Here is a 16519-nt window from a genome sequence, read left to right as displayed (position 1 = left end):
ATGAAAAAATCCGTATTTCTTGGCGCGCTGACCGTCGCCGGTCTTGCTGCTGGCGTTGCCGCGGCGGGAACGCAAGACGATGTCAAAGCACGCGGTAAGCTGAACTGCGGCGTTACCACGGGTCTGGTGGGCTTTGCGGCTCCCGATGCGAACGGCGTCTGGCAGGGCTTTGACGTAAGCGTCTGCCGCGCGGTTGCTGCTGCGGTTCTGGGTGATGCAAACGCTGTTGAATTCGTTCCAACCACCGGCAAGACACGCTTTACTGCGCTTGCGTCGGGTGAAATCGACATGCTGGCACGTAACACGACCTGGACATTCAGCCGTGACGTTGACCTGAAGTTCGAATTCGTCGGCATCAACTACTACGATGGTCAGGGCTTCATGGTTCCCAAAGCACTGGGCGTCAGCTCGGCCAAGGAACTGGACGGCGCGACCGTCTGCATCCAGACCGGCACCACTACCGAGCTGAACCTCGCGGACTTCTTCCGCAAGAACAACATCAGCTACGAACCGGTCCCGGTTGAAACCAATGCTGAAGGTCAGCAACAGTATCTGGCCGGTGCGTGCGACACGTACACCACCGATGCTTCGGGTCTGGCCGCGACACGCGCCGCGTTCGAAAACCCCGCAGATCACGTCATCCTGCCCGAAATCGTCTCGAAAGAGCCGCTCGGTCCGCTTGTTCGCCACGGCGACAACGAATGGGCTGACACTGTGCGCTGGACACTGAACGCACTGATCGCAGCCGAAGAGCTGGGCGTCACAAGCGCCAATGTCGGCGAAATGTCGATGGAAGCAGGCAGCAGCCCCGAAGTGAACCGTCTGCTGGGCACCGAAGGCAACCTTGGCGAAATGCTGGGTCTTGATGCTGACTGGGCCAAGAAAGCCATCATGGCTGGCGGCAACTACGGTGAGCTGTTCGAGAAGAACATCGGTGAGAACACTCCTATTGGTCTGGCGCGTGGTCTGAACGCACAGTGGACCGATGGCGGTCTGCTCTACACACCTCCGTTCCGCTAAGAACGGCACTTCAAAGAGGGGCGCGGCACAGTCCGCGCCCTTCGCACATAAGACTTAGAATAATCCAGGCCCAGGGCGTTTGACCCACAATAACAACGGGCCGGAAAACGGGGATACATTCACATGACCGCTCTCACCGACCCTCCCAAGGAGTCGTTCCGTCTGTCGATGCTGATCAACGACACGCGGTACCGGTCGCTGACGTTCCAGGCAATCGCACTTCTCGTATTGATATCTGCGGTGGCCTATCTGGCTTCGAATCTGATGGCGAACCTCGCCGCAGCAGGCCTGAACATCAGCTACGACTTTCTTGGTGATCCAGCCGGATATGACATCAACCAGACACTGATCGGCTATACCAGCCAATCCGCGCATTTGCAGGCGGCTTGGGTCGGTATCCTGAACACGCTGCTGGTGGCGTTTCTGGCCTGTATCACTGCAACGATCCTTGGCGTTTTCGCCGGTGTCATGCGGCTTTCTAACAACTGGCTCGTGCGCAAGCTCATGTCCGGGTATGTCGAGATTTTTCGCAACATCCCGGTGCTGATCTGGATCCTGATCATCTATGCGATCATGACCGTATCGTTACCCGCGCCCAATGCGTTCCGCGGGGATTCACCCGAATCGACGATGCTGCTGGACAGCTTTGCCTTTACCAACCGTGGTATCTACATCCCTTCCCCGATCTGGGGCGCGGGATCGATCGTTGTTGTGCTGACCTTTGTCGCGTCGATCATCGGTGTGTTCGCCTATCGCCGCTATGCAAAGAAGCTGCTGTTCAGCACGGGTAAGCTGCTGCCGATGGGGTGGCCGTCGCTGGCGATCCTTTTCGTGCCGACGATCCTGATGTTTTTCATCATGGGGCAGCCAATCACGCTGGATTACCCTGAATTGAAGGGCTTCAACTTTCGCGGGGGCCTGAAAATTGGCGCACCTTTGATCGCGCTATGGGTCGCCCTGTCCGTCTATACCGGTGCCTTTATCGCCGAGAATGTTCGGGCGGGTATTCTTGCTGTGAGCAAAGGACAGACCGAAGCCGCAGCTGCGCTGGGCTTGCGTCCGGGCCGGATCATGAATCTGGTGGTGCTGCCTCAGGCGCTGCGGGTGATTATTCCGCCGCTGATTTCGCAATACCTGAACATCACCAAGAACTCTTCGCTGGCGATTGCGGTGGGGTATGCCGACATCACGGCAACGCTGGGCGGCATCACGCTGAACCAGACGGGCCGGGCAATCGAGTGTGTTCTTTTGCTGATGCTCTTCTACCTCGTCATTTCGTTGGGCATCTCGGCGATTATGAACACCTACAACAACGCTGTTAAGCTGAAGGAGCGCTAGAGCCATGTCCGATACACATGCACAAACGGTCGCGTTCGTTCGCGAAACGGCTCTGCCACCGGCCCCTCCGCCAGCCTCTGAGGCGGGCGTGGTCGGCTGGATGCGGCAAAACCTGTTTGCCACCTGGGCCAACAGCCTGCTGACCGTTGCGGCGTTCTACGTGATTTACCTACTCTTGTCAGGCACGCTGCCTTGGGTGCTGAACGGCATCTGGAACACTGACAGTCTGGCGGAATGCCGCGAGACCCTCCAGGGGCAAGTGGCGGCCTGTTTCTCGGTTCTGACGGAACGGTGGCATCAGTTGCTGTTCGGGTTCAAATACCCGCCCGAGTTCTACTGGCGGCCGGGGATCGCCTTCTTGCTGCTGTTTCTTGCTGCGGCGCCGGTCCTGTTCTTTGACCTGCCGCGCAAGCTGCTGATCTTTACAGCGATCTATCCATTTCTGGCCTACTGGCTGATCTGGGGTGGCACGATCTGGTCACCGGTCTTTGTCGCGCTGGGGATCGCAGCGGGCTATGTCGTCTTTGAACGGTTTGGCAAGCAGAGCTTTGCTACCGGTTTCTTTGGCGGGATCGCTGCGGCGGCTGTGGTCTGGATGTTGGCCGGGTACATCACACCGATGATTGCGCCCGAGCAGCCCTATCTGGAAGCGGTGCAGTCACGGGATATGGGTGGCTTCATGCTGAACATGATCCTTGGGGTGGTCTGCGTATCGTTGTCCTTGCCGATCGGCATTGCGCTGGCGCTGGGGCGGCAATCGTCGATGCCACTGATCAAGTGGATCTGCGTGGTGTTCATCGAGTTCATCCGCGGCGTGCCGCTGATCACACTGCTGTTCGTGGCGAACGTGGTCTTGGCTTACTTCCTGCCACCGGGCACGACCTTTGACCTGATCCTGCGGGTGATTATTATGATCACGATGTTCGCCTCGGCCTATATCGCCGAAGTGATCCGGGGCGGCCTCGCCGCTCTGCCAACAGGTCAATACGAGGCGGCGGATTCGCTTGGGCTGGATTATCCGCAGGCAATGCGGCTGATCATTCTGCCGCAAGCGTTGAAAATCTCGATCCCTGGTATCGTGAACGTGGCCGTCGGCCTGTTCAAGGACACGACACTGGTTTCGGTGATTTCGATGTTCGATCTCGTCGGCATGATCCGTGGTCCGATCCTGGCCTCAACCGAATGGAATGGTGTCTATTGGGAGCTGTTCAGCTTCGCCGCCGTTCTATTCTTTGTCGTATGCTACGGCATTTCCCAATACTCGCAGTGGCTTGAGCGTCGTCTTGCCACCGATCACCGTTAAAGGAGGCCACGGATATGGCTGAAGCTGCACAAATGAAAGTCTCGGACGAGGTCGCGATCTCGATCCAGAAAATGAACAAATGGTACGGCACATTCCACGTTTTGCGCGATATTGACCTGACGGTACAACGGGGCGAACGGATCGTTATTTGCGGGCCTTCAGGTTCGGGGAAATCGACACTGATCCGGTGCATCAACGCGCTGGAAGAGCACCAGAAAGGTCGGATCGAAGTCGATGGCACGGTTCTGTCATCAGACCTGAAAAATATCGACAAGATCCGGTCGGAAGTTGGCATGTGCTTTCAACACTTCAACCTGTTTCCGCATTTGACCATCCTGGAGAACTGCACGCTGGCTCCGATCTGGGTACGCAAGACACCCAAGAAAGAAGCCGAAGAAACCGCGATGCATTTCCTTGAAAAGGTCAAGATTCCGGATCAGGCGTTGAAATACCCCGGCCAGTTGTCGGGTGGTCAGCAACAGCGTGTGGCAATCGCCCGGTCGCTGTGCATGCGTCCGCGTATCATGCTCTTTGACGAGCCGACGTCGGCGTTGGACCCTGAGATGATCAAAGAGGTTCTCGATACCATGATCGAGTTGGCCGAAGAAGGCATGACCATGCTCTGCGTCACGCACGAGATGGGCTTTGCTCGTCAGGTGGCGAACCGGGTGATCTTTATGGATCAGGGGCAGATTGTTGAACAGAACGAGCCGGAAGAGTTCTTTAACAATCCGCAATCAGATCGGACGCAATTGTTCCTGAGCCAAATTCTGGGACATTAAAAACCAGCGCAGGGTGGGTTTCAAACCCACCCTACCTCATTCGGACAGTTCGCGCGGTATGACGAAGTCGACCACGTGCCCGGTCCCAAGCTCGACCTTCTCCCAACTCTCGATCGGAAAATCCACCACCAGCGTTGCGCCGGTCGGATAGTCGAGGAAACGCGGGTGGTTGGGGTGCTTGTCTACCAACAAGTCAGCGAACTCGGCGATACCCGGATTGTGACCCAGCATCAGCACGCAGGATGCGGTCGCACCATTCAATGCTGCCCGCATCCTGCGTGGGCCTGCATGATAGAGGGCATTCGTGTATTCCGACGGCACATCAAACCCCAACCTGGCGGCCGTTTCGCGTGTGCGTTCCGACGAAGAGCTGAGGATGGCGCCCGGCACATAACCTTCCCTTCGCAGCCATGTGCCCAAGGCTGTGGCGGCCCGGCGACCGCGGTCATTCAGCGTGCGAGCGTGGTCGTTTCGGACCGGTACATCCCAGCTGGATTTGGCATGGCGAATCAGGATCAGGCGACGGGTCATGTATTTTCTTTCGCAATTTTCCGACAAAGTCAGTCAAATACTTGCGACAGGCATATTCTAAAAAACTGCCATACCATACGAATGTTTCGGGGATTTTGCGAAACACTGTGTATCTGGTCAGGTCGGGCGTCCTACAGGGTGGAAGCTTTGCATATGCAGAGCAGATTGCTCCGGCGCACGGTCAAATCGCTGACTGACAGGGCAGGCGCGCCGCGCGCGGCATCCCTGTGTCATGCAATCCTGCCCGGCCTCCGTGTCCAGATATGCATGGCACGCTGCCACGTCATAGCCGGTTTCGGCGCTGAGCGCATCGACCGGGCAGGCCGTCATGCAGGGCTGACCGTCGCAGGTGACGCAGGGCGGCGCATCGGGGGGAGCAGACAGCGCGATCGTTGCGTCCCAGCGCAACGCGCCGCGATAGGATACCATCAATCCGGCCTCATCATGCACCAACATGCCTGCCGGGCTTTGCCATGCACGTCCAGTCGCCATCGCCCATCGCAGGAACGGTTGATAGGGCGGGCCGCCAAAGGGAAAGATCGCCTCGGCATTTAGCGTGTCGGCCAATGCCCCCAATACGCGGGTAGACCACCGGTCCACAGGGTGGGGCGCGCCATCCTGCATTTCCGGGCTGGTGCGGAAATGCGGCCAAAACCCTGTACCGGGACCCAGCAAGATCAGGGTGCCACCATCCTCGTACAGCCCTCCCATGATGCTGAGGCACTCTGCGTCAGCGGCAGAGGCGATGCTGTCATAGGTTAATTCTTGCGAAACGGCAGCCATAAGCTCCACCCCAGTTTTGATGGTCGGTCATCTTGCCATTGCAGCCCGATGGTCATGCCGTCATGCCCGGCTGCGGGCTGCGGTATATAGGTGCCGAACATCCGGTCCCAGATTGAAAGGGCAAAGCCATAATTGCTGTCATGTTCGGCGCGAATGTCCGAATGGTGGACCCGGTGCATGTCTGGTGTCACCAGCACGTAGCGCAGCACCGTGTCGAGCCAGAGAGGCAAGCGTAGATTGGCGTGGTTGAACATGGCAGTGCCATTCAGGATAATCTCGAACGCGATGACACCGATGGCTGGCGGACCCAGCAGATAGACCAGCCCGATCTTCAACAGCATCGACAATGCGATCTCGACCGGGTGAAACCGGATCGCGGTTGTCACGTCAATGTCGCGATCTGCGTGATGCACCCGGTGCAGACGCCACAGAATGGGCACCTTATGGGTGATCAGGTGTTGCGCCCAGATTGCGAAATCAAAGATGAGCACCGTCAGGATCACGCCCAGCCATCCCGGCAGGTGGATAGTGTTCATCAAACCCCATCCCTGCATTTGTGCATCAACTGCAGGCCCCGACCGCCAGAAGCGGCAACCCGAACGCAAGCGCGCGCAGGGTAAGCGTGTTCAGGACGGTGATGCCCCAGTTCGTGACCCAGCGCGTGCTACGCGGCTGGGTGCGTGAGCGACGCGGTGCGCGTGCCTCCAGCGTGGCAAATAGCGCGAAAAGCCCGAGGAAAATGCCGAGCCGGATGATCGCTTCGTGTTCCATCAGGTGAAACTACGGGAAACAGGCGGGCGCGCAAGCCTATCCCCTGCGAATGATCGAGCCGGCCCCGTGATCGGTGAACAATTCCAACAGGGGCGCATTGGGCGCGCGCCCGTCCAGAATGACCACGGCACGAACCCCACCTTCAATGGCCGCCAGCGCTGTTTCCGTTTTGGGGATCATACCGCCCGCTATGGTGCCATCTGTCGTCATAGCGCGGATCTGATCAGCGGTCAGTTCCGTCACCACCTCACCAGAGGCATCGCGCACGCCGTCCACATCCGTGAGCAGCAGCAGGCGATCGGCCTTGAGCGCGGCAGCAATCGCGCCAGCCATCGTGTCGCCGTTGATGTTGAACGTTTCGCCATTGTCGCCCGCCCCCAAAGGGGCAATGACCGGAATTGCATCGTCGCGGAACAAGGTGTGCAGAATACCCGGATCAATCCGGTTGGGCGCGCCGACGAAGCCAAGTGCCGGATCGGCCGGATCGCACATTACCAGATTCGCGTCCTTGCCCGACAGCCCTACAGCACGGCCACCTTGGGCGTTGATTGCCTGTACGATGCGTTTATTGACGCGACCCGAGAGCACCATTTCGACGACTTCCATCGTTGCGGCATCGGTCACGCGTTTGCCATTGACGAATTCTGACTTGATGGCCAGCTTGTCCAGCATCTCGTTTATCATCGGGCCGCCACCGTGGACGATCACCGGGTTTACGCCAACCTGACGCATCAGCACGATATCGCGTGCAAACGTCTCCATGGCGTCGTCGTCACCCATCGCGTGACCACCGAATTTGATCACGACGATGGCATCGTCATAGCGTTGTAGATAGGGCAACGCCTCTGACAGCGTGCGTGCGGTGGCGATCCAATCGCGGTTCATGTCACGTTTCTTCATCTTGTGTCCCTCGTCCTGAATGTATCCCCGGCACGCAACCGGCATGCAAGGGGCTATTCAAGCGTGGCGATAATGCTGCGAAGGATGGCAATCCCATCACCTTTTTCACTGGATGTCAGGATAATCTCTGGGAATGCCGCAGGATGTTTGGCCAGCGCGCCGCGCACCTGATCCAAAATCCGCTCGCGATCCTTTTCTTTGACTTTGTCAGCCTTGGTCAGAACGCATTGAAAGGTCACGGCGGCGCTGTCCAGAAGGCGCATGATCTCTTCGTCCACGGATTTGACCCCGTGGCGGGCGTCAATCAGCACAAAGGCGCGGCGCAGGTTCTGGCGTCCTGCGAGGTAGCTCTTTAGCAGGCGCTGCCATTTTTCGACGATTGCGACGGGGGCGTTGGCGTAGCCGTATCCTGGCAGGTCCACGAGGTAATGACTGTCCCCGCCAAGCGTGAAAAAGTTGATTTCCTGCGTACGTCCGGGGGTGTTTGAGGCCCGCGCCAATCCTTTGCGGCCGGTCAGCGCATTGATAAGTGTCGATTTCCCGACGTTCGAGCGCCCAGCAAAGCACACCTCGATCCGATCACCCGCAGGCAGGCCGGACATGGCGACCACGCCTTTGAGGAAATCGGTCTGGCCAGCGAACAAGAGCCTGCCGCGTTCGCTGCTGAACTCGTCCGGGGCCTGAGCCAAGGGGAAGGGCAGGGCGGTCATAGGATTTCGACTTCGTCCCCGATTGCGATCAGGCCTGATTTGGTCACAGCAGTGTAAACGCCGCAATTTTGATGGCTGAAGTTGGCGTTAAGCGCCTTCAGCGTGTCGCCATCAGCTAGGCCTGTTTCGGGGTCTGCGGTGGTCGCCCGGCAACGGACGATTGGTTCGCGTACCTCTAATTCGGCCTCGCCTATGCGCAGTGTCCTGCCAATCCAAGCGTTCTCTTCCCATGGGGCGAACCCGTCGATATGGATGTTGCAGCGCCAGCGATCGGGCGACAGTGCCATACCCATGTGCATCCCCAGATCCGCGCTTGTGCCTAGGTTCAGCACACTGACGGATTGAAAATCGGTGTCGGTCATGGCCACGTCGGGCACCCGCACGATCCCGGTCGACTGCGCCCGATTGTCGGGCATTAGTGGCCGGATCCAATCCAGAAACGCGACGCTGTCTTGGTCCGGATCAATGGTGATGTCGGGCCGCTCGGGATGGCTGAGAGTTACAGTGCCCGCAGCTTCGTCGGATTTGGCAGTGATGGCCATCAGGGCCAGCACCTTTGATGCCAATGTCCAGTTGACGCATTCGGCCCACGCAGTGCCATCGGCGCGGGTCGCCTCGTGGCTGATCGCCCAACGGCGATCCCACGGCAATGCGCAACCTTCGGTCAATTGCACGCTTTGCAGCGGTTCACGCCCGTGGCTTTTGATCGGGTGGCGCCAAAGAGCAGCAACACTGGGCACTTACTTGTCTCCCGTCTTATTGCTGCCGGACTTTTTCACGTCTGGCTTTGGTTCGGGTTCGCTGCTCTTGCGAAAGCTTTCCTTGATGTTGCCAAACACATCCGGCTTGTATCCTTGGCTGCGCATGATCGCGTACTGTTGGATAAAGGTAATCGTGTTGTTGGCAATCCAGTAGAGCACCAATCCGCTGGCAAAGCTGCCGAGCATGAACATGAAGACCCAAGGCATCCACGCAAAGATCATCTTTTGCGTCGGATCGGTGGGCGACGGGTTCAGCTTTTGCTGGAGCCACATGGAAATACCGAGAACCAGTGGCATAATACCGATAAACACCAGCGCCAGGATCGAGCCGGGTTCGGGCGCAGCCCACGGGAAAAGGCCCCAGAGGTTAAAGAGTGACGATGGATCAGGCGCGCTGAGGTCGCGAATCCAACCGATCCAAGGTGCATGGCGCAACTCAAGCGTGACAAAGATCACCTTGTAGAGCGAGAAGAAGATCGGGATCTGAAGCAGGATCGGCAGACAGCCCGAGGCGGGATTCACCTTTTCCTTCTTATAGAGTTCCATCACCGCCTTTTGCATCGCCTGCTTGTCGTCGCCGGCACGTTCCTTGATCTTTTCCATTTGCGGCTGCAGCTCTTTCATCCGCGCCATTGAGACGTAGGATTTATAGGCCAGCGGCAGCAGCACCGCCTTGATCAGCAGCGTTAGCGCGATGATTGACCAGCCCATGTTGCCGATCAGCTGGTTGAGGTAATGCAGCACCGCGAATATCGGCTTGGTCAGGAAAAAGAACCAACCCCAGTCGATCGAGTCGAGGAAACCTTCGACGTTTTCTTCGTTCTCATAGTTACAGAATCGTGGCCCATTCCTTGGCCCCGGCAAAGAGGCGTGTATCGGCAACGGCCGTGGCACCCGGCGCGAGGGTGACGGTCGGTTGCTTGACGGTCGTTTGATAGATACCGCGCCGCGCGTCCTGAAACGTGCTGAGCGAAAAGGATGCGCCGGGTTGCGGGATGAGCGTGGTCATCCAGAAGTGATCGGTGAACCCGGTCCAGCCGTTCGCCTCGACGGCGATGTTCTTGTGAGCGCCAGCATTCTCGAAATCGTCATAGTCGGTTTCAGTCAGCTCGCCATCCACCATCTGGATGGCACCTTCATGCAGGATGAAGAAATTCTTGATATCGGGCGGGATGCCATGCCGCGCGAGAATGCCGTAGGGCGCCAGCGTCGCGGTGGTGTCTCCGGTGTTTTCGACCGATTGGGTGACGGAGAACATGTAATTGTCATCGACTGCGATCTCGCGCCGGAATGTAAGGCCCGCACCATTGTCCCATGATAATGTGACGGGTGTTTGCGGTGTCAGTGTTCCGGTGCCATCCTGAGCCCAGATCGTATTGGCCCCCGGCACTGTATCCTGCGTAAGGTTCTGGCCCGGCGCCCAGCCGAACAGAGCGTAATAAGGATTGAAATCACCGATCGGTGCCAGCAGGCTCACGATGTCCGAGCCGGGTTCAACTGTCTCGCGGTAGTTTTTCAGCGACAGGTCGTCAATCCGCCCGCCCAGAAGCGAAATACTGCCTTTCAGGCTGGGGCTTTCGATTGCGATACGCGGTGCATCGCTGGCCTTGGCCGCGGACTCGGCCTCGGGGGCTGCCGTGGTGGCGGTGCCGCCGGCAACAGCGGGCGCAGCAGCAACGTCAGGCGCGTCGGCAGAAGGGGCCGTCAGGTCGCTGCCTTCGGTGATCTGGGTGCTGGGATCGACCGGATCTGCCTCGGGCGGCGGGAACAGGACAAACCAGATCAGGATCACAAAGAAGCTGAGCGCGGTTGCAAGGATGAGGTTCTTGTTCTGATCGTCCATTCCGGGCGGCCACTTTATCTGTTTCTGGGTCCGGAGGGTTCAACGACGTGCGCAGCCAAAGGTCAAGCGGATTCCCCGGAAATGCCCGGAGATACGCGAAATTCATAAGGAAATAAGGCAATGGCGCTCAGCCGAGCTGTTTGCCGATCTTGGGGGGCGACGCGAGCTTTGCCAGATGTGCGTGGGTCCATTCTTGGGTGTGTTCCAGCGGCATGGGGCGTCCGATACCAAAGCCCTGCACATGTCCGCAGCCCAGTTGTGCCAGCATGGCATGTTCGCCGACGGTCTCGACCCCTTCGGCCAGTGTGTCGAGGCCGAGCCGTTCTGCCATCAACAAGATGGCAGAAACCATGCGTTGTTGTTCGGGGTCGCGATCTACCTTCGTCACAAAGGACCGGTCGATTTTTAGACGTTGCACGTCGAACCGCCGTATCGAAGAAATCGAGGCATGTCCCGTGCCAAAGTCATCCAGATCGATCAGGCAGCCCAGTTTGGACAACCCGCTAATGTTACGCACAACAGTGTCATCAGGCGAAGAAGCTACGACGGTTTCGAGAACTTCGATACACAGACGTTTCGGATCGAGCTCGAAACGATCAAGCTCCCACTCGATCTTTTTCACCAGATGCGGGTTACGCAACTCTTCGGAGGCGAAATTCACCCCGATGCGCGGCACATCCAGCCCGGCAGCATCCCAAGATTTTAGCGCGTTGAGCGCACCGTATAGCATCACTTCGCCCAATCGCTCCATCTTGCTGGTCTGTTCCAGCGCAGGCAGAAATTCGGCAGGAGAGATCATGCCGCGTTCGGGATGTGTCCAGCGTGCGAGCGCTTCAAAGCCTGTGACGCGTCCGGTATCGGTCGAGACCTGTGGCTGGTACCACGGGCCGATGTGGCCGTTGTCCAGCGCCTCGGATGCCTCTGTGATATGGTTTTCGTTGCCGAGGATCATGGGGGCGTGCATTTCCTGACTGTAGGCGCGTGTCGCTGAGGGGCCGTGGCGCACCGCCTCTGCCAGTGCGGTTTCTGCCGCCTCCAATAGCGCGACGCCCGTCTTTCGCAGCAGGTTGATGTCGAGAGAGAGCCCGACAGAGGCGCTGTTGTAGACCGTTGCGCCATTGATGATGACGGCTTCTTCCACCGCTTGCTGAAGGCGGTTGGCCAGATGCAACGCATTGCCGAGGTCGAGTTGGCGCACCGGGGCGACGCAGACGGCAAAGCGTGCTCCGTCCAGTCGGCACACATCGTCACGCCCTCTCAAGACTGACTTCAACCGCGCAAGTAGTGTCGCGAACATCGCCTCTGTCGCATCCTTGCCGTAGCGTTGGGGCAGATCGGTGTGGTCGTCGATTTGCAACAGGATGCAGGCCGTGCGCCGCGATGCTGTGGTTGCGCGTTCGGCGTTGCGTTGCAATGCTGTTTCGAGAGCCTCACGATCTGTCATGTCATCGTCGGTGTGCCAATCATCGCCCTGCGGATGTGACCAGATACCTGTAAAAGCCAGACAGACCGGGTAGCCAAGCGCGAGCATGATCAACATCTCTTCGCCGCCCAGCCAGAAACCACCCAGCACCAGCGCAGGCAGAAATGCGAGCGCGGACGGACCAACCAGCCCGTATCGCAGATACCGTCGTAGCCCGGTCAGAAATGCGGCAAGGCGCGTGTTCATGTAGCAATTCCCCTCAGATCGCCTTGTGAGGCTAGTTGCGGGGTCTCAACACACGCTTAACGCAAGTCCGGCACGTCCTCGGAATTTGCATCGAATTTTACGGGTTGCAGGGCCAGCCCGGCAAAATCGAACAGGCCGGGGTCAAGTAGGTGCGACGGGCGGGCATTGGTCAGGGCGCGGAACATGACCTGCCTGCGACCCGGGCTGCGCGCCTCCCATCCATCCAGAATCTGTTTGACCTGCTGGCGTTGCAGCCCGTCCTGACTGCCACACAGATCACAGGGGATGATAGGATATTGCATGGCTTTGCTGAATTTCTCGCAATCGGTCTCGGCGACATGGGCGAGGGGGCGAAAAACAAAGAGATCGCCCTCTTCATTCACCAGCTTCGGCGGCATTGTCGCCAGCCGTCCACCGTGAAACAGATTCATAAAGAATGTTTCCAGAATGTCGTCGCGGTGGTGGCCCAGCACCACGGCGGTGCAGCCCTCTTCGCGGGCGATGCGGTAGAGATTGCCGCGTCGCAACCGCGAGCAAAGTGCGCAGAAGGTCCGCCCCTGCGGCACCTTATCGACCACGATCGAATAGGTATCCTGATACTCGATCCGATGTGGCACCTGCATGCGTTCGAGAAACTCTGGCAGGACCGTCGCGGGAAAGCCCGGCTGGCCCTGATCAAGGTTGCATGCCAACAGGTCCACGGGCAGCAGGCCGCGCCATTTAAGTTCGTAGAGCACAGCCAGCAAGGTATAGCTGTCCTTGCCACCCGACAGGCACACCAGCCATTTGTCGCGGGCACCATCGGCGTCGCGGGCTGTGGCCGAGACCATGCCATATTGTTCGACCGCCTCGCGCGTCTGGCGCAGGATACGTTTGCGCAGCTTCTTGAACTCGGTCGTGCGGGGCGCGCCGTGAAAAAGGGGGTGAATATCGTCAGCATCATCAAGCATGAGCAGGCTTTAGGGCTTTCCACTGTGTCGGGCAAGGGGGCGGTGCGCGTGGTTATCGCTGCTGTACCTCGCCAAGCTTGAGCGCCACCATTGCGCCGAATGCGCTGGATACAGCAAAAACCGCCAGTACAACGGATGGCCCGGCCACTTCGGCCAATAGGCCAAAGCCGCCGCCTGCCAACAGCAATGTGCCGATTACCGTGTTCGAAAGAGCGGTGTAAATCGCCTTGCGACCGTGGGTGTCCATGTCGGTCAGGTGCGTCTTGCGGCCAGCGCGCACGCCTTCATAGGCGATCTGCGCCACAAAGATGAAGAGCGCCGCCATCCATTGTCCTCCGATCCCGCCGGTCAGCAGTCCGATCATCGCGGCACCGCCCAATGCGACCGCCGCCGCGGTCCCCGAAAAAGCCAGTGTCCATCGGCTCGAACGGTCCGACAGACGGCCCCAGACATAGGAGGACGTGATCGCGGCCAATGACGACGCGACCATGAGCAAGCCGAGGTTGCCCAGCTCACGCTCGCCTCCGGCATGACTGAGCATGACCAGAAACGGCGGTGCCAACGCGGTCGAGATCAGCAAGCCCCGCACAAGGATGTAGGTGCGAAACTCGGTATCGTCGCGCAGAGGGCCGAGCAATGCGCGGAAACCTTCGAAACTGTTTGTCTGCGGTTCTGCCTCCGGCTCGTCCAGCTGCACAAAGAGTATGGCAGCCGCCAGCCAGAGCACCCCTGCGACCGTGATGGCGATCGAGATGCTCGTCATGCTGAGCGGTAAGATGCCAAAACTCAGGCCGAGGGCGAAGGCAAAGACGGCTGCGGCAGCAACAGTGCCGGCGGCCCCCGAAACCGTGCCGCGTGATCCCTTGGCCAATGTGCGCGCCGCGACGTCTTTGTAACTGGCGGAACACGCCGCACGCGCCAGCGCGAGAATCGCCAGACAAAGCAGGATCACCCAAGCGGCGGGGGTGCCGTCCAGAGTGAGGGCCGCGAATGCGATTCCCAATGCTGCGAGCCCCTGAAGTAGTGACCCGCCCGCCCAGAAATATTTGCGTATGCGGCGACGTTGAATCCAGCGCGCGAGCAGGATTTGCGGCAAGAGCGCCCCTGCCTCGCGGATCGGGACCAGTGCGCCGACCATATAACCGGGTGCACCAAGCGCGCCCATCAACCAAGCCAGCACAAGTTTAGGATCGATTAACCCATCTGCCAGCTTGGTCGCGGCAAGGGACGCAAAATGACGCAGGAATCTTTGCGGCTCGCCCGCGTCCGCCGAGACATGCGTGCCAGTCATAATCTGGTGGATTTTTGTTAGCAGCACGTCTGATCCCTTTTCCCTTGGCGACCAACGCCGCTGCCACGCGGATAGTTTCGCATGGGTCGTACTTGCAGGAAAGGCGCATCAGAAAAATGTCGCACTCGTGCGTTTGCCGCAGCTATGCTGGCGGTGAAAGGAGCACCGTGCATATGAATGAGCCAGATTCATCGTCCGATCCCGCCGAACCGGTCGACCTGAGCCGTTGGAATGGCCGCCGTTTGCCGGTGACGTTCGGGATGCTCGTCTTCGGTTTTGGCGTCGCGGCGGGATTCCTGCTGGCATTCTCGGGGTATGGGCTGGAGGACAGTGCGGGACTGATCGTCAGCATCTTTTTGGCGTTGATCGCGGTTCTGCTGATTGTGGCCCTGATCCTGCTGTTTTACCGCAGGCGCTTGTGGTCTGGCCTCTTTGGCCGTGCCGAGGCGCAACTGGAGTTATTCGCAGAACCCCTGTCGCGCGTGGCAAGCGGGGCTGCGGCGCGCGACCCCAAGGCGGCGACGGATGCGGCGCGTGATCTGCTGCAACTGACATTCGCACGCTACGCGTGGATATCGACACGGCGCTGGCTGATCGCCGCGTTGACCGGGCTGATTGCGGCAATGGCGGCGCTGTCGGGCACGGCATTGCTGTTCAAGCAAAACCAGCTGATCGAGGTGCAGTCCGGCCTGTTGACCGAGCAGAACGTGCGGATCGCGGAACAAACGGCACTGCTGGAAACGCAGGTAGAACTGGCAGAGGCGGATCGAAACGCGGCACTGGCAGTCGAGATGACCGAAATCGCAGCGTTGCTGGGGGCCGCACTGGACCGCACCGAGCAGGCGGACGCAGGCGAAGGCGTGGCACGTTACGTTGCGGTGCTCGACCCGGACCGCGACATCAGCCAAAGCCTGCGGATGCGCATCATTTCCGCTTCGCGCGCGTCCAAGCCTTACCGCTTTCTGGCACCGGCCTTGCGCGCCTATGATACGGCGGACAAAATGCGCGTCGCATCTGAGCGCCGTCGGGATGACTTGCCATTGTTCTACGAAGGTGCTGCTATTGGCTTTCGCTGGCAGGCGGCGACCAGTGGCACCGACCTGATCGATCGCCCTGCCAGCCCCGAGCGCGCACAATTGCTGGAGATTATGACGCGGTCAGGGCTGCGCGCGCTGGAGGGGTTCAATTTCTTCGGGCTCGACCTGTCCTTTGCTTATGCAGAGGATATGTCGCTGTTTGGCCTCAGCCTTCAGGGCGCGCAGCTAAGCTATGCGACGTTCGCCCGCGCGCAGATACTAGAGACGGATTTTGGCGGTGCATCGCTGGAAAACACGCGGTTTGATGGGGCGCGGATTCAACGCAGTCAGTTCCGCAGCTTTACCTCCGAGACGGCGCTGGGCCCCTATGCCGGGCCGGATGCCTATGGTCCGACGTTCCTTGCGGGGGCATCGTTTGTGGGGGCATTCCTGCGGGATGTGGACTTTGCCGGTGCCAGTGCGATCACGGCGGATTTCGATGGGGCAACCCTGCATGGGGTGTCACTGGCGGGCACCGTTCTGGGTGGTGCGACCTTTAGGGAGGCGGTGCTGCTGGACGTGGACTTTGCCGGCGCAGGGCTACAATCGGTTGAATTTGATGGTGCATTCGTGTTGCGCGAAGATTTTCTGGATGCGCTGAACCTTGCTGCGGCCCAGGGCACATTCCGCGCTGACCGCTACGAACTGGAACCCAGCAGTATCGACGCGCTAATGCAGGTCGATTCGGCGTTTCAGGCACTGGCGCACACAGATATACCAGAGATAGAGGGCGACGCGCGGGTTTGGCGAGTGAAACGGGTAAAACCGTTCGAAGAGTGATCGGGGTCACC

13 protein-coding genes and 2 pseudogenes are annotated in these 16519 nt (G+C 59.2%); 5 read left to right on the top strand and 10 right to left on the bottom strand.

Annotated elements, in window-relative coordinates; all coding sequences use genetic code 11:
* From N7U68_RS09270 to N7U68_RS09255, 4 genes are all read left to right on the top strand, one after another.
* The gene (locus N7U68_RS09270) at positions 1-1020 is read left to right on the top strand and encodes an amino acid ABC transporter substrate-binding protein (RefSeq protein WP_165196159.1); all 1020 of its coding nucleotides are present in this window, start codon (positions 1-3) and stop codon (positions 1018-1020) included.
* Between the two features lie 123 nt (positions 1021-1143).
* Complete coding sequence (locus tag N7U68_RS09265) at positions 1144-2358, top strand: amino acid ABC transporter permease (protein WP_165196161.1); 1215 nt, start codon at positions 1144-1146, stop codon at positions 2356-2358.
* A 4-nt stretch (positions 2359-2362) separates the two neighbouring features.
* Positions 2363-3661, top strand: a complete 1299-nt coding sequence (locus N7U68_RS09260; protein ID WP_165196163.1) for an amino acid ABC transporter permease — start codon at positions 2363-2365, stop codon at positions 3659-3661.
* 14 nt (positions 3662-3675) lie between these two features.
* Positions 3676-4443: an amino acid ABC transporter ATP-binding protein gene (locus N7U68_RS09255; RefSeq protein ID WP_165196165.1), complete on the top strand. Its 768-nt coding sequence runs from the start codon at positions 3676-3678 to the stop codon at positions 4441-4443.
* A 36-nt stretch (positions 4444-4479) separates the two neighbouring features.
* Here the strand turns inward: N7U68_RS09255 and N7U68_RS09250 are convergent, their stop codons facing one another.
* The 10 genes and pseudogenes from N7U68_RS09250 to N7U68_RS09205 all read right to left on the bottom strand — a co-directional run bounded on the left by N7U68_RS09250 (position 4480) and on the right by N7U68_RS09205 (position 14679).
* Positions 4480-4974, bottom strand: a complete 495-nt coding sequence (locus tag N7U68_RS09250) for a SixA phosphatase family protein (RefSeq protein ID WP_263048923.1) — start codon at positions 4972-4974, stop codon at positions 4480-4482.
* Positions 4975-5091: 117 nt separating this feature from the next.
* A complete protein-coding gene (locus N7U68_RS09245; protein ID WP_263048922.1) occupies positions 5092-5757 on the bottom strand; it encodes a ferredoxin in 666 nt (221 codons plus the stop codon).
* Positions 5733-6528, bottom strand: a pseudogene (locus N7U68_RS09240) (sterol desaturase family protein). Before N7U68_RS09240 ends, N7U68_RS09245 begins: the two are co-directional and overlap by 25 nt.
* Before the next feature lie 36 nt (positions 6529-6564).
* Complete coding sequence (argB, locus tag N7U68_RS09235; protein ID WP_263048921.1) at positions 6565-7428, bottom strand: acetylglutamate kinase; 864 nt, start codon at positions 7426-7428, stop codon at positions 6565-6567.
* A gap of 53 nt (positions 7429-7481) precedes the next feature.
* Complete coding sequence (gene yihA / locus N7U68_RS09230; protein WP_165196175.1) at positions 7482-8138, bottom strand: ribosome biogenesis GTP-binding protein YihA/YsxC; 657 nt, start codon at positions 8136-8138, stop codon at positions 7482-7484.
* Positions 8135-8878 carry an MOSC domain-containing protein gene (locus N7U68_RS09225; RefSeq protein WP_263048920.1) on the bottom strand — a complete coding sequence of 248 codons (744 nt, stop codon included), beginning with the start codon at positions 8876-8878 and terminating at the stop codon, positions 8135-8137. Before N7U68_RS09225 ends, yihA begins: the two co-directional genes overlap by 4 nt.
* A pseudogene (gene yidC / locus N7U68_RS09220) lies at positions 8879-10742 on the bottom strand (membrane protein insertase YidC).
* Between the two features lie 127 nt (positions 10743-10869).
* A complete protein-coding gene (locus tag N7U68_RS09215) occupies positions 10870-12411 on the bottom strand; it encodes a putative bifunctional diguanylate cyclase/phosphodiesterase (RefSeq protein ID WP_263048919.1) in 1542 nt (513 codons plus the stop codon).
* Positions 12412-12467: 56 nt separating this feature from the next.
* On the bottom strand, positions 12468-13361 hold the full coding sequence (gene ttcA / locus N7U68_RS09210; protein ID WP_165196183.1) for a tRNA 2-thiocytidine(32) synthetase TtcA: 894 nt from the start codon (positions 13359-13361) through the stop codon (positions 12468-12470).
* A 52-nt stretch (positions 13362-13413) separates the two neighbouring features.
* Positions 13414-14679, bottom strand: coding sequence for an MFS transporter (locus N7U68_RS09205; RefSeq protein WP_263048918.1), 1266 nt, complete (start codon positions 14677-14679; stop codon positions 13414-13416).
* A 146-nt stretch (positions 14680-14825) separates the two neighbouring features.
* Between N7U68_RS09205 and N7U68_RS09200 the strand changes: the two genes are divergently transcribed.
* Positions 14826-16508 carry a pentapeptide repeat-containing protein gene (locus N7U68_RS09200; RefSeq protein WP_263048917.1) on the top strand — a complete coding sequence of 561 codons (1683 nt, stop codon included), beginning with the start codon at positions 14826-14828 and terminating at the stop codon, positions 16506-16508.
* The last annotated feature ends 11 nt before the right edge of the window (positions 16509-16519 follow it).

The sequence above is a fragment of the Roseovarius pelagicus genome, from assembly GCF_025639885.1.
In the GTDB taxonomy this organism is placed as follows: domain Bacteria; phylum Pseudomonadota; class Alphaproteobacteria; order Rhodobacterales; family Rhodobacteraceae; genus Roseovarius; species Roseovarius pelagicus.
Note: the sequence above shows the minus strand (reverse complement) of the source record. Positions and strands in the feature narration are given on the sequence as shown.

Excerpts from the sequence above, each read along its gene's own strand:
- N7U68_RS09200 (WP_263048917.1), top strand. The coding sequence starts at position 14,826 with ATGAATGAGCCAGATTCATCGTCCGATCCCGCCGAACCGGTCGACCTG.
- yihA (WP_165196175.1), bottom strand. The coding sequence starts at position 8,138 with ATGACCGCCCTGCCCTTCCCCTTGGCTCAGGCCCCGGACGAGTTCAGC.
- N7U68_RS09250 (WP_263048923.1), bottom strand. The coding sequence starts at position 4,974 with ATGACCCGTCGCCTGATCCTGATTCGCCATGCCAAATCCAGCTGGGAT.
- N7U68_RS09260 (WP_165196163.1), top strand. The coding sequence starts at position 2,363 with ATGTCCGATACACATGCACAAACGGTCGCGTTCGTTCGCGAAACGGCT.
- ttcA (WP_165196183.1), bottom strand. The coding sequence starts at position 13,361 with ATGCTTGATGATGCTGACGATATTCACCCCCTTTTTCACGGCGCGCCC.
- N7U68_RS09255 (WP_165196165.1), top strand. The coding sequence starts at position 3,676 with ATGGCTGAAGCTGCACAAATGAAAGTCTCGGACGAGGTCGCGATCTCG.
- N7U68_RS09270 (WP_165196159.1), top strand. The coding sequence starts at position 1 with ATGAAAAAATCCGTATTTCTTGGCGCGCTGACCGTCGCCGGTCTTGCT.
- N7U68_RS09265 (WP_165196161.1), top strand. The coding sequence starts at position 1,144 with ATGACCGCTCTCACCGACCCTCCCAAGGAGTCGTTCCGTCTGTCGATG.
- N7U68_RS09215 (WP_263048919.1), bottom strand. The coding sequence starts at position 12,411 with ATGAACACGCGCCTTGCCGCATTTCTGACCGGGCTACGACGGTATCTG.
- argB (WP_263048921.1), bottom strand. The coding sequence starts at position 7,428 with ATGAAGAAACGTGACATGAACCGCGATTGGATCGCCACCGCACGCACG.
- N7U68_RS09245 (WP_263048922.1), bottom strand. The coding sequence starts at position 5,757 with ATGGCTGCCGTTTCGCAAGAATTAACCTATGACAGCATCGCCTCTGCC.